Source organism: Bradyrhizobium lablabi, assembly GCF_018129385.1.
GTDB classification, from domain to species: domain Bacteria; phylum Pseudomonadota; class Alphaproteobacteria; order Rhizobiales; family Xanthobacteraceae; genus Bradyrhizobium; species Bradyrhizobium lablabi_C.
The window spans coordinates 62,831-85,986 of the sequence record NZ_JAFCLN010000025.1 but is presented as its reverse complement, the minus strand read 5'-3'; the positions used below and the strand labels follow the sequence as shown (position 1 = coordinate 85,986).

Genomic DNA, 23,156 nt, shown 5'->3' with positions numbered 1-23,156 from the left:
CGGACGGGTGAGGGGTTCTCTCCGCGACGGCAGTGCGCGTGGCCGGCAACCCCTCATCCGGCGCTTCGCGCCACCTTCTCCCACAAGGGGAGAAGGGAAGAGATTAGCGCAACTGATCGGCGAAATAGCCGATGGTCTTGCGATACACCGTAGCCCTGTTCCACTCGCGCATGGCTTCGAAATTCGGGGTGCCCTCCTCGTAGGGCGCGCCCATCTTGAAGCCGGCGACGTGCAGGAGGTTCGCGGTGGAGGCGAGCACGTCTGGGACGGAGTGGCGCAGATCGACGTGGCCGTTGCCGTCGAAATCGACGCCGTACTTGATGTAGGACGACGGCAAGAATTGCGTCTGGCCGATTTCGCCGGCAAAGGCGCCGACCAGGTCGCTCAGGGGCAGATCGCCGCGCTGCACGATCTTCAGCGCCGCCAGCAGTTCGCCCTGGAACAGCTCGGTGCGGCGGCAATCATGCGCCAGCGTCATCAAGGTGCGGACCACCGGCATCTTGCCGACGTCGCCCTTGCCGAAGTCGGATTCGAGCCCCCAGATCGCCACGATGATCTCGGCGGGTACGCCAAACTTCTGCTCGATGCGAGACAGCAGCGAGCCGTGACGCTTGAGCATCTGCCGGCCCATATTGATGCGGCCGGGGCCGACGCGGGTGGCGACATATTGCTCGAAGGTTTTGCGAAAGGTGCCGCGCTGGCGGCGGTCGAAGGCGAGCACCGCGGGATCCTGGGTGATGCCGGCAAAGGCCTGGCTGATCACGGCTTGCGAAACGCCGGCGGCCTGCGCTTCCGCCGCCATGCCCTGCACGAAGGCGTTGAAGTCGCCGCCGCAGCGGGCGGCAAGTGCGGGGGTGGCAGTGATGAAGAGGATGAGGAAAATGGCGAATGAAAATTTGCGCATGCGAATCCCTGAATGAGGCTGGTCGGGATCATGCCATGCGTCATTGCGAGGAGCAAAGCGACGAAGCAATCCATATCGCCGCACGGGGGAAGATGGATTGCCGCGTCGCTGCGCTCCTCGCAATGACGGTGGAGAGGTCGGTGGTCTCTCCTCATCGTCGTCCCTGCGAACGCAGGACCCATACGCTGCGGCGGATCTGTAAGGCAGGATGGTAGACGGCTTTGACTCAACAAATACCGCCGGTGGTTATGGGTCCCTGCGTTCGCAGGGACGACAAACGGTTGGTGCGGTGCCTACTCCCCGCCGTCGATCTGGCGGCCCATCAGGGCGATGGCTTTTTGATAGACGCCGGCGGCGTTCCAGGCCTGGATGGCGGCGAAATTCGGCTCGCCCGGCTGATAGCCGGCGCCGGCTTTCCAGCCATGGGCGCGCAGGAAGTTGGCAGTGGACGAAAGCGCGTTGGCGGCGTTCTCGAGATTGCCGGTGCCATAAGCCAGAATCGCCTTCGGCATGAACTGGGTCTGACCGACTTCGCCGTGCATCGAGCCGCGCTGCGACGGCGACAGCGCGCCGCGATCGATCAATTGCAGCGCGGCGTAAAGGTGCTCGGTGAAATAGGCCGAGCGGCGGCAGTCATAGGCGAGCGTGGCGATCGAGGCGAGCATGTTCTGGTTGCCGCGCTGGCTGCCGAACCCGGTCTCCATGCCCCAGATCGCCAGCAGCGGCCCCGGCGGCACGCCGTAGCGCTGCTCGATCGACGAGAACAGCGCGGCTTGCGAGCGCCGCAACTGGCGTCCCTTGGAGACGATCGCGTTGGCGCCGCGCTTGGCCAGGAACGCTTCGAGCGAGAGAGAAAAACTGCGCTGGCCGCGATCGGCGTTGATGGTCGCCTGCGCGTAGTTGGTCGCCATCAACGCCTGGATGGTATTGGCGCCGATGCCTTTGGCACGGGCTTCGCCGGCGAATTGCTGCTTCCAGGCCTCATAGCCGCCGGCGGAGCTGCCGCAGGTGGCGGCGTGGGCGTTGGAGCCAATACTTGCGAGAAAAGCCAAAGTCAGAAAGGTGGCCGCAGTAAATCTCTTGCTCTCGGTCATCAAAATTCCCTAGCTTGCCGCACGCCCGCAGAGCAGCTTAGCGCAACGATCTTTCCCTGTCTCGCGCCAAGCCGGATCAAATATTGCGCGCACTTTCGATTTCGAGCCGCAACCAGTCCGGGCAAGCATCGTAGCCGTTCGGCCACGTCGGGGCTCCATCCACCAGCGCGACCCGCCTGAAAAAGGTGAGGTCCCGCAGCGGTTCGACCATTGGCCCGCTTCTCCGGACAATTTCGGCGAAGTCATATTCGCCGGTCATGCCGTCTCTGAATGTCGCGCGCACACAATATCCAGCAAGGCATTCGATTTTGACAACGTGATCCATCGCGATGGCCATTTTACACTTGTTTCGAAGCTTCCTGAAATTTTCTTTGACAGCGCAACGTCTATCGACCAAAAGCCCGCCATGGCCAAAAAACCCGGGACCAATCCCAAAGGCGAGTTTGCCTTTTTCAATGTCGTTTATGAGGACGACTCCCAACGCTCCAACCGGCGCGTGCCGTCCGAGCTGCTCGGCGGGCTCGATGGCGACGAGCCGGCGCGCGGATATATCATGGAGCAGGACCGCGAGATCGCGGAAAAATCCGGCCGTCCGACGCTGGCGATCAAGAGCATCAGCCGGGTCGGGGCGAAGAAGAAGTAGCGCTTTCGGCGAGCGCAAGCATCGCTTCTCGTCCTGGCCGGGCATGACGAACACCCCGGAGACCCCGACTTCATTAGCTACATTCTGAGCCAGACTCAGGATGACGGATTGGTGACCTGACTTGCGGCTCCTGTGGCCGTCCGCCGGCGCACATCGACCTGCGCAGCAAACCTCCGTGGCGCGTTGATCAGGCTTACCAGCGTGTAGCTGATGATCAGCAGCAGAAACCACGAGCCGAGCTTCTCGATCGATACGATCGACCAGCCCTCGCGCTGCGAGGGATAGAGCCAGGTTTTGGTGAAGGTGCCGACATTTTCCGACAGCCCGATGAAGGCCGACACCAGCACGAGGCCAAACAGCAGCGGCATCGCGCGGTGGCTGTGCCAGACCTTGAAATGGATCGTGGTGCGGCCGAACAGGGCGATCGCAACGGCGAACAGCAGCCAGCGCGCATCAGCTACATAATGATGGGAGAAGAAGTTGACGTAGATGGCGAGGCTGAAGACGATCAGGCTCAGCCGCGCCGGGTGATGCGTGAAGCGGAAATCGAACAGACGCCAGCAGCGGCAGATATAGCTGCCGATGCAGGAATACATGAAGCCGGTGAACAGCGGCACGCCGGCGATGCGGAAAAAATTCGGCTCCGGGTAGATCCAGGAGCCGACCGACGTCTTGAAGATTTCCATCACCGTGCCGACGATATGATAGATCAGGATGATCTTTGCCTCGTCCAGCGTCTCCAGCCGCGTGGCTAGCAGCACGGCCTGCACCGCGATCATGCAAAGGAAGAGAAAATCGTAGCGCGCGAGCGGCGCGTGCGCGGGATACCAGCGCCAGGTGGCGAGCATCAGCGCGATCGCGGTGCCGCCGAACAGGCAGGCCCAGCCCTGTTTTGCGCCGAAGCGCAGGAATTCGTATAGCGCTGCCGTCCATTGCCGCCGCGCCATGGAGCGACCGAGGCGCGCCTCGCCCGCGATGAAGCGGCGCAGCGGCGGCCAGATGGCGGCGGCGCTGCTGTTGGGTTCACGAATGCGAGATGGATCGTCGAGGGCGTGATGCATGCACGCGGAGGATCATGATCGATCGCGGTCGAAACGCGGCGTGGATGTGCAGCTTTCCAGCATTTTCAGGTACGGCCCGCGTGCTGCCGCGCGCGCAGAAGATGTCGCCCGCCTGCTTCGCGCATTCACGGGGCGGACCGACCTTCAAGAAGTCGTTGGTTGAGACGTGGTGATGGCGCTCGCAAGAATGGGAGCGGGCGGCAACACGAGGATTTTCGTGATGACCTGGAAACGGATCAGGCGGGCGTCGAAGGCCGACGAGCGGGGCTGGAAAAGTATCGACCGAACGCCCATTCCGGTGAGCGCCGATCGCATCTGGCTGGCGGATCGCGACGGCAATGTCCGGCGCGCGCTGGCCTGGACATGGGGAATCCTCAACCGTCGCGAGCCGCGCCGGTATCGCTGGTGGATGATCCGCGCCGATCATGCCGGGGCGCCGACGGTGGAGGCGGTTGCAGCGCTGAAGGCGCTGAGACGGGCCCGCAGCTAGCGACGACCTTCAGTCTGCCTTCAGCCGCAGGCAAAGCGCGGCGCTGGCGAGCGCAGAAGCGCCGAGCAGCGCGAGCACGCCGGCGAAGCCGGCCAGCGCAAATAAAATTCCGCCAAAGGTGACGCCGACCGTGCCGCCGAGGAAGCTGCAGGAATTGAGCATGCCGGAGCCCTTGCCCGCCTGTTGCGGCGGCAGCGCCGACAGCCCAAGGCGCGGAGCCGAGGCGTAGATCAACGCGATGCCGATGCCGGAGACGAACAGGCCGGGGAGCAGCACTGCGAATTTGGCTTCGAGATGGAGCGACAGGAAGGTTATGATGCAGCCGAGCGCCAGCAGCAGCGAGGCGCCCGTCAGCATGTGCCGCATGCCGAACCGCGCGGCGATCGAAGGCGCTGCGCGCGCAAAGCCGAACAAAGCGGCCGAGAGCGGCAGCAGGGAAAGGCCTGCCGCGATGGACGACAGGCCGAGGCCGCCGGCGGATTGCGCGAAGAGATTGTAGTAGAGCAGCAGCGTCATGATGTCTGACATCACGAGGAAGAGGAGGCCTGCGGCGACGGCAAAGGTTCGGTTCGCGAACAGCGCGAAGTCGACCAGCGGCTGCGGGCGGCGCGTCTCGGTGCGCACCAGGAATGCGAAGGCGATCGCGGCCAGCGCCAGCGGGATGATGGCGGAAAACGGATTGCTGCGGACATGCGCCAGCGCCTGGAGCCCCGATATCAGCGAAACCATGAAGACGGCGAGCCCCAACAGTCCCGCCCAATCCATCGAGGATTTGCGTTGGCCACGGTTAGCCGGATGGCGCAGCAGCATTAGCGCGGCGGGCACCATCGCGATGACGTTCAGCCAGAAGATGAAGCGCCAGCCGGCGTAATGCGTCACCGCGCCGCCGATCAGCGATCCGAGGGAAAAGCCGAGCATCAAAAAGCCGGTCCAGGTGCCGATCGCCTCCGCGCGGCGCGCATCGGGCGCGGCCTCGCTCACCGCCGCCAGCGTGCCCGATACGGCAAACGCGGCACCTAGCCCCTGCAACGCGCGCCCACCAATCACAACAAGGCCCGATGGCGCCAGCGCAATGACGAGCGACGCCAGCGCGAACAGCACGATGCCGGCAATGGAAGACCGCCGCGCGCCGAACTGATCCGCCGCGCCGCCACCGACGACGATGAATACGGCGGCCGTGAGCAGATAGGCATTGACCACCCATTCGACCTCGCCGGGACCGAGCCGCAAGGTTGCCGTCATCTCCGGCAGCCCCGCCATGATCGCGGTGGAGTTGTCGCCCACCGCCAGCATAGCCAAGCAGCAGGCGATCAGCACCGGCACGAAATCGCTATGGGTGCCTTTTCTATTTGACGCGTTTTCTTCACGCGAACCGGTACCGTCTTCGCTTGAAAACGCTTTGGCCATCACCACCGCCCCTTCCGCCTGTTCCAGGCGAACAGTATGTCGGCAAAGCGGTCATAGACAAAGCGCGTGACCGGCAGCGTCAGGCGATTGCCGAGCAGCGCCGCCAGCCACCCCTGCCCCGGCGTGAGCCTCCACAGCGCAACCGCAACATCCGCGCCGACGATCAGGCGGCCGGCCTCATCGGTGGCGTGCAGGCGGCGACGGATGTCATCGAGCGAGGCGCCGTATTGCGCGAGCGCGTCGGGTTGTTCGTTGATGTCGCTGAATTCGATGGTGCCGGCGCGAACGGCGGCGAGCAGCTTGTTGCGTTGCCAGTCGATGCCGGCGTCGCAGACGGGGCAGCGAGTGTTGTACCAAATGGTGAGAGAGGGACCGGTCATCGTCGGCATTTTCCGCTATAGTCGGCTCACCGAACTCTTGTGAAACCGATCTTGCAACGAAGCTGCAGATATGAACCATCCGAACAGACGCAAATCAAGAACACCCAACATTCCAAATCTGTCAGAAGTTATTGAGCGGGTAGAGCACAGCTTCTTCGAAGCGATGCGCAGACCACCTACGCGTCGACGCGACATCAATACGCGCACAAAAATGGCGACCACAAAGGCCGCCATTGCAACAAGAAATATCTGAACGCGCCTGTTCGTTCGACTCAGCTCAATTATCGAGGAACGACCGCAGTTCCTCGACCGCGACGGATGCTTCAGTTTCCGCAGCGCCCTTGCCTCGATCTGGCGGATGCGCTCTCTCGTCACCAAGAACCGCTGGCTCACCTCTTCCAGCGTGTGGTCGGTGTTCATGCCGATGCCGAAGCGCATGCGCAGCACGCGTTCTTCGCGCGGGGTGAGCAACGCCAGCGCGCGCCTGGTGGTTTCGCCCGGATCGAACAGGATCGCCTTTTACCGCCGCACGCCAACGCGATTGATGCCGCCGTTCCAATTGCCGGGGCCTGCCGTAGCACCCCGGACCGCAGCACGCGCCACCGGACGAGGCCTGAGCACGACACCGGCTCTTGTGACGCAACCTACCGGATAGCCAACATAGGTGCAGTAAATAACCGCCTCGGCGGGTGCCGGCGTGAGAGTGGCTCCCGCAAGCCCCAACAGGATGCTGGCTGCAATTCCCGTAACTGTCACTGATCTGGTCGAAAGACCCTTTCGCTGCTGCATGGTGCTCCTCCCTCATCGCACGTGCGAACGTGACTGCGCCGCCTCAAGTGCGGCTGATCCAACCTGAGCGCCGGCAGTTCTTCGACGTTGACGTAGATCAATGGCGGCCCGATCTGGGGGATGCGCTTCCGTCTTCTGACTGCAACCAGGGTAGCGTCCAGTCCACCATGGGCAGGAACAAACAAAAACGGCGGGCTTTCGCCCGCCTTTTTTTTGCTTGATGGATTGCCGGGTCAAGCCCGGCAATGACAGTCAATACTGACTTACAAAATCAGTTATCGAGGAACGACCGCAGCTTCCGCGACCGTGACGGATGCTTCAGCTTCCGCAGCGCCTTGGCCTCGATCTGGCGGATGCGCTCTCTCGTCACCGAGAACTGCTGGCCGACTTCTTCCAGCGTGTGGTCGGTGTTCATGCCGATGCCGAAGCGCATGCGGAGCACGCGTTCTTCGCGCGGCGTGAGCGAGGCCAGCACGCGCGTGGTGGTCTCGCGCAGGTTGGACTGGATGGCCGCATCGATCGGGAGGATCGCGTTCTTGTCCTCGATGAAATCGCCGAGGTGTGAGTCCTCCTCGTCACCGACCGGGGTTTCGAGCGAGAGCGGCTCCTTCGCGATCTTGAGGACCTTGCGCACCTTTTCCAGGGGCATGCCGAGCTTTTCGGCGAGCTCTTCCGGGGTCGGCTCGCGGCCGATCTCGTTGAGCATCTGGCGGGACGTGCGCACGATCTTGTTGATCGTCTCGATCATGTGCACGGGGATGCGGATGGTGCGGGCCTGGTCCGCAATGCTGCGGGTGATCGCCTGCCGGATCCACCAGGTGGCGTAGGTCGAGAACTTGTAGCCGCGGCGGTATTCGAACTTGTCGACCGCCTTCATCAGGCCAATGTTGCCTTCCTGGATCAGGTCGAGGAACTGAAGGCCGCGGTTGGTGTACTTCTTGGCGATCGAGATCACGAGGCGAAGGTTGGCTTCCACCATCTCCTTCTTGGCCTGACGGGCCTCGCGCTCGCCCTTCTGCACGCCGTGCACGATCTTTCTGAATTCGCCGATCTCGAGGCCGGTCAGAGCCGCGAGCTGCTGAATCTCGCCGCGCAGCTCCTTGATGCGGTCCTTCTCGTGATGGACGAAATTCTTCCAGCCTTTGGCCGAAAGCTTCGAGACGCGGTTGAGCCAGCGCGGATCGAGCTCCGAGCCCTGGTAGTTTCGCAGGAAATCATCGCGGGCGACGCCGTGGCTGTCGCCGAGGCGAAGCAGGCGGCCCTCGAAGGAGACCAGCCGCTTGTTGATGTCGTAAAGCTGCTCGACGAGCGAGTCGATGCGGGCCTGGTTGAGGCGCAGCGACTTCACCTCGACGATGATCTCGTCCTTCAGCTTCTTGTACTTGCGCTCCTGCGATGGCGAGAGCGACTCGCTCTGGAGCTGGTTGGCAATGTCCTGCTCTTGAAGACGCCGCAGCTTCTTGTACTCGCTGGCGATCTTGTCGAAGGTTTCGACCACTTTCGGCTTGAGCTCGGCCTCGATGGCGGCCAGCGACATCTGGTTCTCGAACTCGTCGTCGTCCATGTCGGCTTCGGCCGCGGCCTCGCCGGGATCCTTTTCCTCGCCCTCGGCGTCAGCGCCGGGCGCACGGAAGGGCGTCGCGGCCGGCGGCGCAGCGGGCGGGGCGACATGCGCGGGCGCGGCGGTGGCGACGGCTTCGCCATTGCCGTTGGCGGCCGCGAGCGGCTGGCCGTCGGGGCCAACGGGAGCAGCGATAGCGGGGTTGAGGCCGCCCTTGGCGTCGGGACCGGCATAGGTGGCTTCGAGATCGATGATGTCGCGCAGGAAAATCTTTCCTTCGTTCAACTCATCGCGCCAGATGATGATGGCCTGGAAGGTCAGCGGGCTTTCGCAGAGGCCTGCGATCATCGCCTCGCGGCCGGCCTCGATGCGCTTGGCGATCGCGATTTCGCCCTCGCGCGAGAGCAGCTCCACCGTGCCCATCTCGCGCAGATACATCCGCACGGGATCGTCGGTGCGCTCGCCCGGCTCGGATTTCTTGACCTCGGTGACGGCCTTCTGCGTGACCTCGACAAGCTCGTTGTCGGTATCGTCGTCGCCAGAGTCCTTGTCCTCTTCCTCGCCTTCGTCGTCGGCCTCGGTGACGTTGATGCCCATGTCCGAGAGCATCGACATGATGTCCTCGATCTGCTCCGGCGAGGTGGTGTCGGAGGGCAAGACTTCATTGAGCTGATCGAAGGTCACGAAGCCGCGCTTCTTGGCCTGCTTGATCATCTTCTTGACGGCGGCATCCGAAAGGTCGAGCAAGGGCGACGGGGCGTCGGCAGAGTCCTTCTCGGGGGCGTCCGCGGCCTTGTCGTCTTTTTCCTTGTCCTTGACCTGCAGCGTCTTTGCCTTGGTGGCCATTCAATGCTCTCCGAACGCGCTTTTCGCGAAGATGCGCCTAGCCGCGCACCGTCTGTCGAACCAAACTCTCGGGACGACGTCCTAGGAGAACGTCCTCCCCCCGTTTTTGTTTGGGCATGGTCTGGTCCGACCATGCCCGGGGACAACTTTTCGTCCCCCCTACCCTATGCGCATGACTCATGCGAAAGACGGGAACCCGTTTCTCGATGGTCTTGCGATTGATCTGGTGCGCAAAAGGGGCGGCGCAGATATCGCCACCCCGGATCACGTCATCGCTGATCGATGCACCAATAGAGGTGCGTTCCGTTAAGTTTCGCTTAACCCTGTTTTTGCCGCCAAACCACGGATTTGGCGAGTCTTTTAATGGGTCCGGCCGCCGCCGTCCGCATTAATTTTTGAACCTGAGGGACCGAAATTCTTTGTTTTGCGCATGATTTCATGCGCTAGACGCTGCGCTGGAACCGCCCGGAAAGCTCGCCAAAACCCTCGATCAGGGCCTCGGTGCCATCAGCTTCCGTCATGCGGGCCTTTACGTCGCGCAGCCACGAAAGATTTGCTTCGCTGGGGTCCTCTCCCAAAGCCAGCTCCGCATCTTTCAGCTCCCTAAGTAAGGAGTGCCATTGGCGATGCAAGGAGACGAGCTGGTGCCAGGTGGAAAGAACGTCCTCGCGCGCCGCGCCAGTTTGCGCGCCCCACACGGCTTGGGTCGTGATTGCCCGTTCAACCCTTTGAAGAATAGGAGAAAATCCCCTCCCCTCGAGGTCGGCGCGCATCTTTTCGGCCTGCTCCTCGACGTCAGGCGAGTGGTGATGCTCGGCCGCGAACGCCGCGATGATGCCGGCGCGCAGCTTGTTGGCTTCGCCATGCGCCAGCTCCAGCGCCGCCACTTCCTCCAGATGGTCGTGCAAGAGCCAGGGGTGGTTAACCAGGATTTTGAGGATCAGCGCCTCCCGGCGGGACATTGCCGAGCGCTGGCCGCGCATGATCGGACTTGCCGCCAGTTGCGGGCTCGCCGCCTGATACGGGCCGCCCGAAAGGGTGGGAGTTATCCCCTGCCTTCCGGCCCCCTTGCCGCCGAACCGGCCCCCCGGAGCCGCCCCGCGAGGGGCAAAACGGCGGGGTGATTCGCCCGGGCGCTGTCGGAAATTGCCGCCGTTGTACCCGCCGCGCGCGGTCTCGGGAGCAAAGCTGCGCGCGAGACGCTCGCCAAAATCCTGGCGGTAGTAGCGGCGCACGACATCGTCGCGAATGCCGTTGGTGAGTTCGCCGATGCGCGCCTCCAGCGCGGCGCGGCGTTCGGGCGTGGCAAAGTTTCCGCCTTCGATCTCGCGGGACCAGACCACCTCGGAAAGGCCGCGCGCGGCTGATATCACCTCCTCGATCGCGCCGCGGCCGCCGGAGCGCGCCAGATCGTCAGGGTCCTGCCCCTCCGGCAGCAATGCAAAGCGAAGGCTCTTTCCCGGCTTGAGATGCGGCAGCGCCATGTCGGCCGCGCGGTACGCCGCTTTCTGCCCGGCGCGGTCGCCGTCAAAACAGAGAATAGGCTCGTCCGCCATCTTCCAGAGCAATGCGAGCTGGCTTTCGGTCAGCGCGGTGCCAAGCGGAGCGACGGAGGCGGCAAAACCCGTCGTCACCATCGCGATGACGTCGACATAGCCCTCGACCACGACGAGCGGCGCGCCGTCATACGCGGCCTGGCGTGCGGGCGCGTGGTTGTAGAGGTTGTCGCCCTTGTGGAAGAGCGGGGTTTCCGGGGAATTGAGATATTTTGCCGAAACGTCCTTTTCGAGCGCGCGCCCGCCGAACGCGATGACGCGATTGCGCAAGTCCGCAATCGGAAACATCACGCGGTCGCGGAAGCGATCGTAAGGCACCGGGATGTCGTCGCCGCCGATCAGAAGGCCCGCGGCCACCATGTCCTCGGTGGAAATCCCCTGCGCGCCGAGATGCTCCTTCAGCGCAAAGCGTTCGCCGGGCGCATAGCCCAGACGAAACTGCAATTGCGTCGCCGGCGAAATCCCGCGATCGGCGAGATAGCCGCGCGCCTTGGCGCCATTGCGGGAGGCCAGCGTATCCTGGAAGAATTTTGCCGCCAGCTCCATCACGTCATGCAGCGTCTTGCGGCGCTGCTCCTGCCGCGCGGCCTCCGGCGTCACCGCCGGCAGCGGCACGCCCGCCATCGAGGCGATGCGCTCGACCGCCTCGGGGAAGGAGACGCCCTCGGTCTCCATCACAAAGTCAAAGATGTTGCCGTGCTTGCCCGAGGAAAAGTCGTGGTAAAATCCCTTCTGGTCGTTGACGGTAAACGACGGCGTCTTCTCCTGCTGGAACGGCGAGAGCCCCTTCCACTCCTTGCCCGCCCGCTTCAGCTTGACGCGCCTTCCCACGACTTCCGAAACCGGAAGCCGGGCGCGTAGCTCTTCGAGGAATTGTGGCGTGAAGCGCATGGGTGGATTCTAGCGCGGCGATTGAGTCGTGGCGAACCGGCTAGGGATATAGGGAAGCCCCCGCGAAATACGGCAATAGCGAGGATTCTCCCTGCTATTCACACCCTGTCATTTCCGGAGCACGCTCCCTCCACGTGTCATTCCGTGAGGCGCAGGCCCGGAATCTATAACCACTATCGTGAGTATGGATTCTCCAAGGCGCAATTGCGCCCTGTAGCTCGCGCTTCGCACGCTCCGGAATGACGGAAGCGCTTGCTCCCAGCCCGGTTCCGCGGTTGGATGCAACCATGTTCACAACCTTCCGAGGCGGACAGAGCGGGGCTTGGCGGGTGACGCTGAATTCGCCGGTCAAGGGCGAAGGTTTTGCGTCCGTGCCGGCGCTCGCGATCACGCAGAGCGCCTCGATCGCGCTGCCGATCCTGCCGTCGGCGACCGCCTGGCGGCTCGTGGGCGTGGCCGGCCATGTGCGCTATGTCGAAAAGACCGAGAAAGAGCAACTGGCGGAAAAGCAGGCCGCGCTCGGGCGGAAGGAGGCGACCTGCGCCGCGCTGATCCCTATCCGGAAGTCGGCGGCGTGGTGGGAACTGGCTCAGGACGAGCGGCGCGAGATTTTCGAAGCGAAATCGCAGCACATCGCGAGCAGCCTGAAATACCTGCCGCAGATCGCGCGGCAGCTCTTTCATTGCCGCGACCTCGGCGAGCCCTTCGATTTCCTCACCTGGTTCGAATACGCGCCCGAGCACGCCGCGGAGTTCGAGGAGCTGGTCGCGATGCTGCGCGCGACGGAAGAATGGAAATTTGTCGAGCGCGAAGTGGATGTGCGGCTACAACTGATGGAGTGACGCTGCCGTGCCCCGGACGCACTGCGGCGCGAAGTGCCGCTGTGCAGAGCCGGGGCCCATCGTCAGGCGGAAGCAAGTGTGGGTCCCGGCTCTGCGGAGCAGCGTGAAGAACGCTGCACCGCGTCCGGGACACGAGAATTACTGTTCCAAAAACCGTCCCGTCTCGATCCGCGGCAGTTTCGTCACCGGCCAGTTGTAGACATAGGTCCACGCCTCGGTCGCGCTGCCGTCGCCAAGCGTGAGCGGCAGCATCCGGCGGAGGTATTCCGTCGGCTGCGGAAAGTTTTCGCCGCAGGCTTCATACATGTCGAATTCGCGCAGCATGGCCTCACGCTCACGCAGGCGGAAGAGTTCGCCGTGGACGATGTCGGCGGGATCTTCCGAGAGCACGAGGCCGGGGTAGTGCTTCACGAGGTAAAGCCGGCCGCAGCAGCGGGCTTCGCCGATGAAGTCGGCATTGGCCGACAGCAGCCGCGCCATCGGGTGGTCGAAGCCGCGCATCAGGGTGCCGTAGACGAAGAGAAGATCGGAGGACATGGCGCGGTGTTTAACCCGTCATTGCGAGGAGCGGAAGCGACGAAGCAATCCATCGTGCCGCACGAAGAAAGCTGGATTGCCGCGTCGCGGAGCCTGTCATCGGGCGCGCATTCGCGCGACCCGTTGGCTCCTCGCAATGATGGCGGAGACAGGCGCGATCAGGCCAGCACCACCTCGTCGCTGACCACCAAAAACTTCGTCAGCGTCATGCGACCAAAGCTGGTGGTGAGCGCGACGTCGGCGGCGTCGCGGCCGGTGGCCATCAGGATGCGGCCGATGCGCGGCATGTTGTGGCGGGCATCGAAGGTGTACCACTGGCCGGACAGATAGACCTGAAACCAGCCGGAAAAATCCATCGGCGCCGGATCGCGCGGCACGCCGATGTCGCCCATATAGCCGGTGCAGTAGCGCGCGGGGATGCCCATGCAGCGGCAGAAGGTCAGCGCCAAATGCGCAAAGTCGCGGCAAACGCCGGCGCCCTGCTCGTAGACGTCATGCGCCGACTTCATGTGGTGGGCGTGCTCATAGCCGAAGGTGACGTGCTGGTGCACGAAATCGACGATCGCCTGCACGCGCGGCCACCCCTGCGGCGTGTTGCCAAACAGCGACCAGGCGACATCGGTGAGCTTGTCGGTCTCGCAATAGCGGCTCGGCATCAGATAAAGCAGGAGATCGTCCGGCAGTTGATCGATCGGAATCTGCTGCGCCGACGGCACCACCGCGTCCGGCAAGCCGGAATCGCGTACCAGCGCCGAGCCCCGGAATGTGACGCCGCCGGCCGGCGCCGTCAGGCGGCCGCAGACATTGCCAAAACTGTCGCGATAGAATCCGATCGGCACGTCGGGTTCGGCAATGATGCTCTCGGTGCCGACGATGTCGGAAAAGCGCGAGGGGTGAATGCTCAGCATGATCACCATCGGCGTCGGGCCTGCGGCCGCGTACGAAATCTCGAAGCCGACCTTGATCTCCATGTGCTTCACACCCGGTTCTCTTCCGCCGCGCGTCATTGCGCAACGCCGATACTCAACCGCCGTCCTGGTGCAGAAGTTCCTGCGGCGTGTTCGAAACGGCTTCGCCGTCCTCGCCAACCGACACCACGTTGATGCTGATGTCCATGCCGATAAAAGCGTCGGGCCCGCCGAAATAAGTGCCGTGCAGCGGAATGGCCTGTCGCGGGTCGCGCGCGACTGCGACGCGCAGGAGATCGCGGGTCCCGACGATGCCATTGGTGGGATCGAACTCGATCCAGCCGGCACTCGGCAGATACACCTGCACCCAGGCGTGGGTCGAACCGCCGCCGACATAGCCGTGCGCGCCGTCGCCGGGCACGAACAGATAGCCGGACACAAAGCGCGCGGCGATGCCGAGCCGGCGCAGCGCCTCGATCATGAACAGCGCATAGTCGCGGCAACTGCCCGACTTCAACTGTAGCGTATCGAGCGGATGCTGGGTGCCGTGCTCGTGGCGCTTGCGGTAGGCGAACGCCTTGCGGATGCCGTGCGTCATCCCCGAAAGGATATCGAACGTCTGCGTCGGTCCGCCGGTATTGAGAAATTGCCGCGCCCATATCGACAGCTCGCCGTTCGGATCGCCATATTGCGGCGTCACGAACTGCACGAGATCGGGAAATTCCTCGTCATCGTAGATGAAGGGATAGAGCCAGGCTTCATCGTCCGGCGTGAGCGCGAATTCTTCCGCCGGATTGTGTTCGACGGTGGCGGTGGCGACGAATGTCAGGCAGTGCGCCGGCTGATCGAAATTCGCAATCGCCACGCTGTTGCCGAACACGTCGTGGATCCAGCGTAGCGACGACGGCCTCGGCTCGATCTGGAGGTCGTTGGACAGGATGCGCAGATCATGGCCCGGCAGGGGACGCAGCATGACGCGGTGCTCGCCGAACGCCACCGGATGGGCGTAGCGATATTCGGTCTTGTGATGAATCGTCAGGATCGGCATTGCCGTCATCATCATGAATTTGGCTGATTCCATCCAGACACATATATGGTCATTTCCACGAGGAAATGCCGATTCGGTAGGCAATTGAAGGGACAGGTTTTTGAGCGACGGCGGCGATATCCCTCTACTGTTGGGCAGCGATGAAGCGCCGCCGGTCCTCGAACAGAATCAAGCGGGACGCTCGCCCTTCCTGTTCACGAGCGACCATTACGGCCGGCTGATCCCGCGCATGCTCGGCGATCTCGGGCTGCCGGACGGCGAGCTCGTCCGCCACATCGCCTGGGACATCGGCATTGCCGGCGTCGCCGACGCGCTCTCCGGTCATCTTGGCGCCCACCTGATCGCACAACGCTATTCGCGGCTGGTGATCGACTGCAACCGCCCGCCGGCGGCGGCAAGCTCGATCCCGCTGATCAGCGAAGCGACGACCATTCCCGGCAACGAAGGATTGTCACGCGACGCGGCCGAGCTGCGGCGAAAGATCATCTTTGCTCCCTATCACCGCCGCATCGACGAGGTGATCGACGAACGTCTGCGTCTGGGCATGCCGACAGTGCTGGTGTCGCTGCACAGCTTTACGCCCGTCTATGCCGGCATCGCGCGGCCATGGCATATCGGCACACTCTATCATCGCGACACCGTGCTGCCGCTGCGGCTCTTGAAACATCTGCGCGCCGAGGCCGATCTCGTGGTCGGCGACAACGAGCCCTATGCGGTGAGCGACGAGACCGACTACACCATCCCCGTTCATGGCGAGAAGCGAAGCCTGATTTGCACCGGCATCGAAATCCGCCAGGACCTGATCGGCGACCAGTCCGGCCAGCAGCAATGGGCGGAGCGGCTGGCGCGGATCCTTGGCGAGATCGAAACCGAACTGCGAAACGAAGGAGTAATCTAGGGCACAACTCATGCAGGCGCCGGCCGCCCGGCAGCAGCGAATCCAACCGCACGCCCGTCCCTCCGACTGCGCGCCCCGTCCGAGGCTAGCCGCCGCGAATGCGCTGCTCGATACTGGCCGACGGCAGGCCCGTGCGGACGTTGCGCGCGCCGGATGAGGCGGCGATGCTTTTCCACGGACCGATGGTTTCGACGATGATATTGATTCCGGCCACCGCGCTGTCGATTTGGCGCTGAACGTTGTCGACCTCGGACTTCAGGAAGTCCTGCATTTTTTGCAGTTCGGAAACCAGCTTGTGAAGTTCGTCGATCGAATTTGAGGTCAACCGGGCGACGGCGGCGCTGATTTCCGGCGGAGCAGAAGGGCCGGATTTCTCTTTGCCGGGTTGTGTCGCCAACCCCGGCGAGGGCGTTTTCTCGTCGGGTGCGGCAGAGGTTGGGGTATCCATCAACTTCTCCCTAGATGCCCACGGCCCGCTCCAAACAGGCATCGTTGAGTCGTTAGGCGATTTGGTGGCGGGGCGGTGGCGTGCGGCGTTCAATTGCGATCCCGCCGGGCGGTGGCGGCAGCACGGACGCGCCCTCGATCATTGGATCGGCGTCGCCACCGTTTGTGCCCCTTGTTCTCAATCGCGTCCTCGCCGATGATGGCGTCAACAAAGATGCCAAAAGAGCATGGGGAGACGCCGCGATGACTGCCTTGCGCTGGATTCTTGCAAGCCTGCTACTTGTAATCGGCGCAGCACCGTCATGGGCGCAAGGGGCGGCGCAGAGCTATCCGAACCGGCCGGTGCGGGTGGTGGTCGGCTTTCCGCCGGGCGGCCCGACCGACGTCATCGCGCGCATTTCGGCACAGATCCTTTCCGACAGCCTCGGCCAGCAATTCTATGTCGAGAACCAGCCCGGCGCCGGCAGCAACACCGCCTCCGGCCAGGTCGCGCGCGCCACGCCCGACGGCTACACCATCATGGTGATCAGCACGGGCTTTCTGGTGAACCCGACGCTTTACGCCAAGGTGCCGTACGATCCGATCAAGGATTTTTCCGCCGTGACCCTGGTGGCGGCTTCGCCGAACGTCGTGGTCGTCAACCCGCAAGTGCCGGCCAAGACGCTGCCGGAACTGGTGCAGTTGATCCGCGATAATCCCGGCAAGTACAGCTACGCCGGCCCGGGCGTCGGCTCGACGCCGCATCTCGGCGGCGAACTGTTTCGCCTGACCTACAAGCTCGATCTCGTGCACGTACCCTTTGCGGGCGCTGCGCCCGCCGTGCAGGCCACCGTCGGCGGCCACACGCCGATTGCGTTCACCGCGCTGCCCTCCTCGATGGCGGCGATCCAGGCCGGCCAGGTGCGCGCGATCGGCATCGCGGCAACCCAGCGCGCCCAGCAATTACCCGGCGTGAAGACGTTCGCCGAGGAAGGTATCACCGGTCAGGAAGCCGACACGCTGACTGGCATCGTCGCCCCCGCGGGCACGCCGAAGGAGATCATCGAGCTGCTTCAGCGCAAGATCGCCGAGGGCGTCAAGAAGCCCGAGGTCAAGGAGAAGCTGGCGGCGCTCGGCTTCAACCCGGTCGCCAACACGCCGGACGAATGGGCCGCACGCATCAAGCTGGAGATCGACAAATGGGGCAAGGTGGTGAAGGACGCGAACTTGCGGATCGAGTGAGCGCCGTCAAAGTAACTGCCCTCACTCATCCTCTCACTTCGCCCTTGTCAGCGCGAGCCAGATTCCGCCGCCGATCATGAAGCCGCCGGAGATGCGCGAGACCAGCCGCGTGCGCTCTTTCGAGAAGAATTTTCGCGCACGCCCGGCGAGCAGGGCGTAGATCGCATCCGTCATCGCCGCCGTCACCATGAAGGTGATGCCGAGGAGAGCGACCTGCGGCAAATGCGGCCGGTTCAGGTCCATGAACTGCGGGATGAACGCGCCAAAGAACACCAGCACCTTTGGATTGCTCAACAACACCAGAAATCCCTGCAGGAAAAATCCGCCACGCGGCGGCGGGGGCGGTGCATCGGCCTCGATACCTTCGACCGGCGAGCGGATCAGCTTGATGCCGAGCCAGACGAGGTAGGCGGCGCCGGCAAAACGCACCCAGTCGAACCAGTAGCCCATGGTGGCCATCAGCGAGGTCAGACCGACCGCCACGATGCCGATCACGATCGCGAGGCCCGCCTGCGCGCCGGCGACATTGATCAGCGCGGCGCGCGTGCCGTGGCGCAAGCCGTTGGCGATCAGCAGGCTGACGATCGGACCGGGCAGCAGCGCCAGCGCAATGCAGGCGGCGACGAAGGCGAGATAGGCTTGTAGGGACATCATGATGGGGAGACCTGGGTGGGAGTGATTGCGTAATTATGCACGCGCGATGTGGCGATGGAAAGCCTTGCTCTCTTCCCTTCTCCCCTTGTGGGAGAAGGTGGACGCGATGCGGAAGCATCGCGGACGGATGAGGGGTCCGTCTCCGCGGATAGAGACCCCTCATCCGGCGCACTGCGTGCGCCACCTTCTCCCACAAGGGGAAGGAAGAGCGGCGCAGTTCCACAAAAATTACGCTGCTTGACATGCAACCATTTGGTTGCCTATTATCCCCGCCATGGATGAAGTCTTCAAGGCGCTGGCCGATGCTTCGCGGCGGTCGCTGCTGGACCGGCTTCATGCCAAAAACGGCCAGACCCTGAACGAATTGTGCGACGGCCTTGCCATGACGCGGCAGGCCGTGACGAAGCACATTGCGATCCTGGAGGACGCGAACCTCGTCACCACGTTCAGGCATGGCCGCGAAAAACTGCACTACCTCAACCCCGTGCCGATCCATCAGATCGGCGAGCGGTGGATCAAAAAATTCGAGCGCGCAAAACTGGTCGCGCTCAGCGAGTTGAAACGGCGGTTGGAGAGTGACGATGAGTAAGCCGGAATTCGTGTATGTGATCTACATTCACGCAACGCCCGAAAAAATCTGGCAGGCGCTGATCAATCCCGAGATGACCAAGGAGTTCTGGGGCCGCCACCGTAACGCGTCGGACTGGAAGCCGGGCTCGCCATGGCAACATCAGAACTATGACGACGCGAACGACGTCTCGGTGACCGGCACCGTGGTCGAGAGCCATCCGCCTCGCCGCCTGGTGCTGACGTGGGCCTCGTCAAACAGCAGCGACGTTTCGCGCGTAGCTTTCGACATCGATGAGTTCATGGGTTCCACAAAACTGACGGTGACGCATAGCGAGCTCAGCATTGAGGCGATGCGCGGCATCAGCGCGGGCTGGCCGGCCGTTCTCTCCAGCCTGAAGACCCTGCTGGAGACCGGCGCCTCGCTGCCGATGACGCGGCAGCACTGGCGAAAAGCCGGCTAGTTGCGCCCGCGCGCCTTACGAACGAAACCTCAAGAGGCCATTGCGATGGACATCACCAAATTCAAACCCGCATACGTCTACACCATCTACATCGCATCCACGCCGGAGAAGGTATGGCAGGCGCTGACGTCGGCGGAGTTCAGCAGGAAATATTTCTTCGGCAATTCGGTCGAGGTCGATCTCAGGGTCGGCGGCGCCTTCATCGTGCGGACGCCGGACGGCGCGCTGCACATCTCCGGCGAGGTGATCGAATGCGATCCGCCGAAAAAGCTCAGCGTCACCTTCAACGTCAACTGGCCGGAGCTGATCGAGAAGCTCGGGCCGACGCTGGTGACGTATGAGATCGAACCGTCAGGCGAATCCGTGAAGCTGACGCTGACCCAGTCGCAGGACCGCGTGCTCAGCGACGACATCCTCTCCGGCGGCCGCAGCGGCTGGCCGGCGATCCTCTCCAGCCTAAAGAGCGTGCTGGAAACCGGCAAGCCGCTGACCGTGCAGATGGCGCCGCCGCAGCGGATGCTGGATGCACTGAAGGAGATGGGGATCAAGGTGCCGGGGATGTAGCGCCCCTCAAGACCCCATCCGTCGTCCCTGCGAAAGCAGGGACCCATACGCCGCGGCGGTTGTTGTTTGCAAAGAAAGCAGAAAACTTCTGCCGCGGAAAAATAACTGCGGCCGGTGGTTATGGGTCCCTGCGTTCGCAGGGACGACGGTGTAGTTGGATCCTGCCTCAATCGATCAGCAGCCGGCCGACGCTTTCGATGCCGGCGCTACCCTTCCGCACCACGACGATCTCGCCGCTGGCGGGCTGGATGCCGGTGAGCGCGGCGATGTTGGCGCCGTGGGTGACGGCGAGCAGAGTGCCGCTGCCGTTCCATTGCTCGATGACGGCGCGCGCGCCTGATGTGAGGGATTGCCGCTGATCGGTCAGCACGACGACATTGGAGAATGTCGGATCAGTCGCGACCGGCCCGAGTTGCAGCAGCTTTGCCGTGTCCATGCAGCGGCACCACGGCGAGGAGATGATTTTTTCGAACGCGATGCCTTCAGCCTTGAGCCGCGCGCCGATCTTTTCGCCATCCGCCCTCCCCTTGGCGCTGAGATTGCGCTGGGTGGCGCAGTCTTCGAGGCGAAAGCCCGCGGGATCCCCGGCGCCGCCGGGAGCATCAGTGTGCCGCATCAGGGCGACATGACGGCCGGCCCGCAGCGCGGCCCAGGCCTCGGCCTCGCCGGCCATGGCGATATCCGCCGCCGCGCCGATGGCGAACAGGATTGCAAGGATGACCAAACCGATGCGGCGCATGGCAGCGACTCCTTACAGATAGGCGATCAAACGCCCCGCACAGACGGCGCCGAGCCACAGCACGAGCGAGGCGAGCGCCAACGCCCTTGCGCTGCCGGGCGCCTTGTTGCCCCACAGCGCAACCTGCCGCCACGGGCCGGCATGCGCGATCACGACAGTGACGAGCGCGGTCGCGATCAGCAGCAGCTTTGCCTGGAACGCCGGGTTGCGCACCACATGAGACGCATCGGCGGAAAACAGCAAAAATCCCATGCTGACCGCGAGCAGGAAACCGGCGCGCGATAGCGGCAGCAGCAACTGCGCCATCGGCTGGATCGGGATCGCGCGGCCCAATCCGAGTATCCGGAGGTCGAGCGCAACGATCGAGCCCACCAGCACGACGAAGCCGATGATGTGCAAAATCTCGACCACGGGATAAAGCGCAGGCGAATTGCGCATCGTGAGTCCCAGCGCGCTTTCCTGCAAGGACAGAAAGACCGACGCCGGCTGCTGTTCCACGCCGGCCTACCGCAGTTCGATGCGCTTGCCGTCGACGACGATGTATTCGATCCGCGCCTCGTCCGGCTTGCTGGTGTGGGGATAGCCGTACACGGTGCAGGTCTTGCCGACCGCAACGAGCTCAGGCGTCGCGCCGCGCGCCTGCATGCGGAACGGCGGCGCCAGCACGAAATGCCAGTGCTTGCCGCCCGCCTCCATCTCGATCTCGCAATGCGGATTCTCGTAGGTCGATTTCATGATCTTTCCGGTGAGCGTGAACGCCTTCGATGTGTCGTAGGAGCCCCAGCCGTGATGGGCGAGAGCCGCGCCAGGAGCGAGGCTGGCAGCCAGCGACAGGAACAAGCGGCGGGTGATGGATGTCATGGGCGGTCTCCCGCGATGATGAGGACAACACCGGTCCTTGCCGGATTCATAACGCGGATTGCGCGATCGTTCAAACCGCGCCGGGCACGGCGGCACGTGGAGACAAGGCGTCACACCCCCGCACAGTTCCACAAGTCTAACGCCGATTAGCCCAGCGCGCGCAATTCGCGGCGCAGCACCTTGCCGGTCGCGGTCATCGGCAGCGTTTCGGCGAACTGCACGAAGCGCGGATATTCGTGGGCGGCGAGCTGCACTTTCACGAATTCCTGGATCTCGCGGGCGAGCGCGTTGTCGCCCGCAAAGCCCGGACGCAGCACGATCCACGCCTTGATCGACTCGGTGCGGATCGGATCAGGGATGCCGACGACGGCCGCCATCGCGACGGACGGATGCTTCATCAGCGTGTGCTCGATTTCGGACGGGCCGACGCGGTAGCCGGCCGTGGTGATGACGTCGTCCTCGCGGCTGACGTACCAGAAATAGCCATCCTCATCCTGAATGCCGAGATCCCCGGTGAGCAAAAATTCGCCGGCATATTTTTTTGCGGTCGCTTCCGGATTGCGCCAGTATTCGATCATGGTGCACGGACAGGGCTGGCGCACGCCGACGACGCCACGTGTGCCCCGCGGCAGTTCCTCGCCCTGGTCGTTGACGATGCGGACGTCGAAGCCGGGCGTCGCGCGGCCCATCGAGCCGGGACGGATCGGAAACAGGTTCGCATTGCTGCCGATCACGAGATTGCATTCGGTCTGGCCGAACACTTCATGCGCATCGATGCCAAAAGTCTCGCGCACCCAGTTCGTCAACTCGCCGCCGAGCGACTCGCCGCCGGTGAAGATGCTGCGCAACCTGACGCCGGCATGCTTCACGTTGGCCTGCCGCATCAGCTTCAGCGCGGTCGGCGGCAGGAAGACGTTGCGGATGCCAAGGCGGGCCATCAGCTCCATCGCCGCCTGCGGCTCGAATTTGCGCGCGCGATGGCCGACCATGGGAATGCCGTGATACCAGAACGCGAGCAAGCCGTTGATCAGTCCGCCGATCCAGGCCCAGTCCGCCGGCGTCCACATCAGGTCGCCCGGGCGCGGCAGGAAATTGTGACACATCTCGACATTGGGGAGATGGCCGAGCACGACGCGATGCGCATGCAGCGCGCCCTTTGGATTGCCCGTCGTGCCGGAGGTGTAGATGATCAACGCCGGATCGTCGCACGAGGTGTCGACGGTGGTGAATTCGTCAGACGCGGCTTCGATCGCCGGCCAGAACGGCTTGGCGCCGGCATGGGCGGCATTGCTGGTGATGTAGATGTCCTGCAGATAGGGTAGCCGTTCGCGGATCTTTGTCAGTTTTTCCCAACCGGCCTCGTCGGTGATGATCGCTCGCGCTTCCGAATTCGCGAGGCGGAATTCCAGCGCGTCCTCGCCGAACAACGCGAACAGCGGGATCGAGATCAGGCCGGAACGGAACGCGGCGAGATGCGCGATCGGCAATTCCAGCGATTGCGACAAAAACACCGCGACGCGATCGCCGCGCTTGAGCCCGTCGGCGGCAAGCACATTGGCAAACCGGCGCGAGAGGTCGGCGACCTCGTCGAACGAGGTGCGCGTGATGCCGCCGTCCTCGTCGACATAGACCAGCGCAAGGCGGCCGCTGCCGTCGGCGTGCCGGTCGCAGCAGGCGGTCGCGATGTTGAAGCGCGCCGGGATGTCCCAGCGGAAATTCTGGTAGAGTTCGTCGTAGGTTTTGGCTTCGGTAAGCATGGGGCGAAGGCTAGTCGATCACCTTCT

The 23,156-nt window shown here is 63.5% G+C and carries 26 protein-coding genes and 1 pseudogene; 8 read left to right on the top strand and 19 right to left on the bottom strand.

Going from position 1 to position 23,156, the window contains the following annotated elements; translation table 11 throughout:
- Positions 1-103: 103 nt before the first annotated feature.
- From JQ628_RS31265 to JQ628_RS31255, 3 genes are all read right to left on the bottom strand, one after another.
- Positions 104-904, bottom strand: coding sequence for a lytic murein transglycosylase (locus tag JQ628_RS31265; protein ID WP_212229511.1), 801 nt, complete (start codon positions 902-904; stop codon positions 104-106).
- A 293-nt stretch (positions 905-1,197) separates the two neighbouring features.
- A complete protein-coding gene (locus JQ628_RS31260; RefSeq protein ID WP_212229503.1) occupies positions 1,198-1,998 on the bottom strand; it encodes a lytic murein transglycosylase in 801 nt (266 codons plus the stop codon).
- A gap of 76 nt (positions 1,999-2,074) precedes the next feature.
- A complete protein-coding gene (locus JQ628_RS31255) occupies positions 2,075-2,335 on the bottom strand; it encodes a DUF2442 domain-containing protein (RefSeq protein WP_212229501.1) in 261 nt (86 codons plus the stop codon).
- A 69-nt stretch (positions 2,336-2,404) separates the two neighbouring features.
- On the opposite strand from JQ628_RS31255, the gene JQ628_RS31250 reads away from it, so the two are divergent.
- Complete coding sequence (locus JQ628_RS31250; RefSeq protein WP_212229499.1) at positions 2,405-2,641, top strand: hypothetical protein; 237 nt, start codon at positions 2,405-2,407, stop codon at positions 2,639-2,641.
- A 95-nt stretch (positions 2,642-2,736) separates the two neighbouring features.
- On the opposite strand, the gene JQ628_RS31245 is transcribed toward JQ628_RS31250, so the two are convergent.
- Complete coding sequence (locus tag JQ628_RS31245) at positions 2,737-3,702, bottom strand: DUF817 domain-containing protein (protein WP_212229497.1); 966 nt, start codon at positions 3,700-3,702, stop codon at positions 2,737-2,739.
- 220 nt (positions 3,703-3,922) lie between these two features.
- Here JQ628_RS31245 and JQ628_RS31240 point away from each other — a divergent pair, with 220 nt between their 5' ends.
- On the top strand, positions 3,923-4,192 hold the full coding sequence (locus JQ628_RS31240; RefSeq protein ID WP_212229495.1) for a hypothetical protein: 270 nt from the start codon (positions 3,923-3,925) through the stop codon (positions 4,190-4,192).
- Positions 4,193-4,201: 9 nt separating this feature from the next.
- On the opposite strand, the gene JQ628_RS31235 is transcribed toward JQ628_RS31240, so the two are convergent.
- The 6 genes and pseudogenes from JQ628_RS31235 to dnaG form a co-directional block, all read right to left on the bottom strand.
- Positions 4,202-5,599: an MFS transporter gene (locus JQ628_RS31235; protein ID WP_212229493.1), complete on the bottom strand. Its 1,398-nt coding sequence runs from the start codon at positions 5,597-5,599 to the stop codon at positions 4,202-4,204.
- The gene (locus tag JQ628_RS31230; RefSeq protein WP_212229491.1) at positions 5,599-5,979 is read right to left on the bottom strand and encodes a thiol-disulfide oxidoreductase DCC family protein; all 381 of its coding nucleotides are present in this window, start codon (positions 5,977-5,979) and stop codon (positions 5,599-5,601) included. Before JQ628_RS31230 ends, JQ628_RS31235 begins: the two co-directional genes overlap by 1 nt.
- A 277-nt stretch (positions 5,980-6,256) precedes the next feature.
- A pseudogene (locus JQ628_RS31225) lies at positions 6,257-6,474 on the bottom strand (sigma factor-like helix-turn-helix DNA-binding protein); the annotation flags it as partial.
- A 24-nt stretch (positions 6,475-6,498) separates the two neighbouring features.
- Positions 6,499-6,768 (bottom strand): hypothetical protein, encoded by a 270-nt coding sequence (locus JQ628_RS34655; RefSeq protein ID WP_249128636.1) that lies wholly within the window; start codon positions 6,766-6,768, stop codon positions 6,499-6,501.
- A gap of 271 nt (positions 6,769-7,039) precedes the next feature.
- Positions 7,040-9,175, bottom strand: coding sequence for an RNA polymerase sigma factor RpoD (rpoD, locus tag JQ628_RS31220; RefSeq protein WP_212229488.1), 2,136 nt, complete (start codon positions 9,173-9,175; stop codon positions 7,040-7,042).
- Between the two features lie 443 nt (positions 9,176-9,618).
- Positions 9,619-11,622: a DNA primase gene (gene dnaG, locus JQ628_RS31215; RefSeq protein ID WP_212229486.1), complete on the bottom strand. Its 2,004-nt coding sequence runs from the start codon at positions 11,620-11,622 to the stop codon at positions 9,619-9,621.
- Positions 11,623-11,909: 287 nt separating this feature from the next.
- Between dnaG and JQ628_RS31210 the strand changes: the two genes are divergently transcribed.
- Positions 11,910-12,464: a chlorite dismutase family protein gene (locus JQ628_RS31210; RefSeq protein WP_212229484.1), complete on the top strand. Its 555-nt coding sequence runs from the start codon at positions 11,910-11,912 to the stop codon at positions 12,462-12,464.
- 138 nt (positions 12,465-12,602) lie between these two features.
- On the opposite strand, the gene JQ628_RS31205 is transcribed toward JQ628_RS31210, so the two are convergent.
- The 3 genes from JQ628_RS31205 to JQ628_RS31195 all read right to left on the bottom strand — a co-directional run bounded on the left by JQ628_RS31205 (position 12,603) and on the right by JQ628_RS31195 (position 14,957).
- Complete coding sequence (locus JQ628_RS31205) at positions 12,603-13,001, bottom strand: gamma-glutamylcyclotransferase family protein (RefSeq protein WP_212229476.1); 399 nt, start codon at positions 12,999-13,001, stop codon at positions 12,603-12,605.
- 158 nt (positions 13,002-13,159) lie between these two features.
- Complete coding sequence (locus tag JQ628_RS31200) at positions 13,160-13,972, bottom strand: transglutaminase-like domain-containing protein (RefSeq protein ID WP_212229586.1); 813 nt, start codon at positions 13,970-13,972, stop codon at positions 13,160-13,162.
- 52 nt (positions 13,973-14,024) lie between these two features.
- Positions 14,025-14,957, bottom strand: coding sequence for a transglutaminase family protein (locus tag JQ628_RS31195; protein WP_212229584.1), 933 nt, complete (start codon positions 14,955-14,957; stop codon positions 14,025-14,027).
- A 100-nt stretch (positions 14,958-15,057) separates the two neighbouring features.
- Here JQ628_RS31195 and JQ628_RS31190 point away from each other — a divergent pair, with 100 nt between their 5' ends.
- A complete protein-coding gene (locus tag JQ628_RS31190) occupies positions 15,058-15,855 on the top strand; it encodes an N-formylglutamate amidohydrolase (RefSeq protein ID WP_212229474.1) in 798 nt (265 codons plus the stop codon).
- 85 nt (positions 15,856-15,940) lie between these two features.
- Here JQ628_RS31190 and JQ628_RS31185 read toward each other — a convergent pair whose 3' ends face one another.
- Positions 15,941-16,303 carry a hypothetical protein gene (locus JQ628_RS31185; protein ID WP_212229472.1) on the bottom strand — a complete coding sequence of 121 codons (363 nt, stop codon included), beginning with the start codon at positions 16,301-16,303 and terminating at the stop codon, positions 15,941-15,943.
- A 242-nt stretch (positions 16,304-16,545) separates the two neighbouring features.
- On the opposite strand from JQ628_RS31185, the gene JQ628_RS31180 reads away from it, so the two are divergent.
- Entirely contained in the window at positions 16,546-17,523 is a 978-nt protein-coding gene (locus tag JQ628_RS31180; protein WP_212229470.1) for a Bug family tripartite tricarboxylate transporter substrate binding protein, read from the top strand.
- A gap of 33 nt (positions 17,524-17,556) precedes the next feature.
- Here the strand turns inward: JQ628_RS31180 and JQ628_RS31175 are convergent, their stop codons facing one another.
- Positions 17,557-18,174 carry a LysE family translocator gene (locus JQ628_RS31175; protein WP_212229582.1) on the bottom strand — a complete coding sequence of 206 codons (618 nt, stop codon included), beginning with the start codon at positions 18,172-18,174 and terminating at the stop codon, positions 17,557-17,559.
- Between the two features lie 277 nt (positions 18,175-18,451).
- Here JQ628_RS31175 and JQ628_RS31170 point away from each other — a divergent pair, with 277 nt between their 5' ends.
- Genes JQ628_RS31170 through JQ628_RS31160 form a run of 3 tightly spaced genes read left to right on the top strand, consistent with a single transcriptional unit; the run spans position 18,452 to position 19,772 of the window.
- Positions 18,452-18,766, top strand: a complete 315-nt coding sequence (locus JQ628_RS31170) for an ArsR/SmtB family transcription factor (RefSeq protein WP_212229580.1) — start codon at positions 18,452-18,454, stop codon at positions 18,764-18,766.
- Positions 18,759-19,208 carry an SRPBCC family protein gene (locus tag JQ628_RS31165; protein ID WP_212229468.1) on the top strand — a complete coding sequence of 150 codons (450 nt, stop codon included), beginning with the start codon at positions 18,759-18,761 and terminating at the stop codon, positions 19,206-19,208. The genes JQ628_RS31170 and JQ628_RS31165 overlap by 8 nt, the downstream gene beginning before the upstream one ends.
- A 45-nt stretch (positions 19,209-19,253) precedes the next feature.
- Positions 19,254-19,772, top strand: coding sequence for an SRPBCC family protein (locus tag JQ628_RS31160; RefSeq protein WP_212229455.1), 519 nt, complete (start codon positions 19,254-19,256; stop codon positions 19,770-19,772).
- 166 nt (positions 19,773-19,938) lie between these two features.
- On the opposite strand, the gene JQ628_RS31155 is transcribed toward JQ628_RS31160, so the two are convergent.
- The 4 genes from JQ628_RS31155 to JQ628_RS31140 all read right to left on the bottom strand — a co-directional run bounded on the left by JQ628_RS31155 (position 19,939) and on the right by JQ628_RS31140 (position 23,129).
- A complete protein-coding gene (locus JQ628_RS31155) occupies positions 19,939-20,511 on the bottom strand; it encodes a histidine phosphatase family protein (protein ID WP_212229447.1) in 573 nt (190 codons plus the stop codon).
- A gap of 12 nt (positions 20,512-20,523) precedes the next feature.
- Positions 20,524-20,949 carry a hypothetical protein gene (locus JQ628_RS31150; RefSeq protein WP_212229445.1) on the bottom strand — a complete coding sequence of 142 codons (426 nt, stop codon included), beginning with the start codon at positions 20,947-20,949 and terminating at the stop codon, positions 20,524-20,526.
- A 66-nt stretch (positions 20,950-21,015) separates the two neighbouring features.
- Positions 21,016-21,372, bottom strand: a complete 357-nt coding sequence (locus tag JQ628_RS31145; protein ID WP_212229443.1) for a DUF6152 family protein — start codon at positions 21,370-21,372, stop codon at positions 21,016-21,018.
- Between the two features lie 146 nt (positions 21,373-21,518).
- Positions 21,519-23,129, bottom strand: a complete 1,611-nt coding sequence (locus JQ628_RS31140) for an acyl-CoA synthetase (RefSeq protein ID WP_212229435.1) — start codon at positions 23,127-23,129, stop codon at positions 21,519-21,521.
- Positions 23,130-23,156 lie beyond the last annotated feature (27 nt).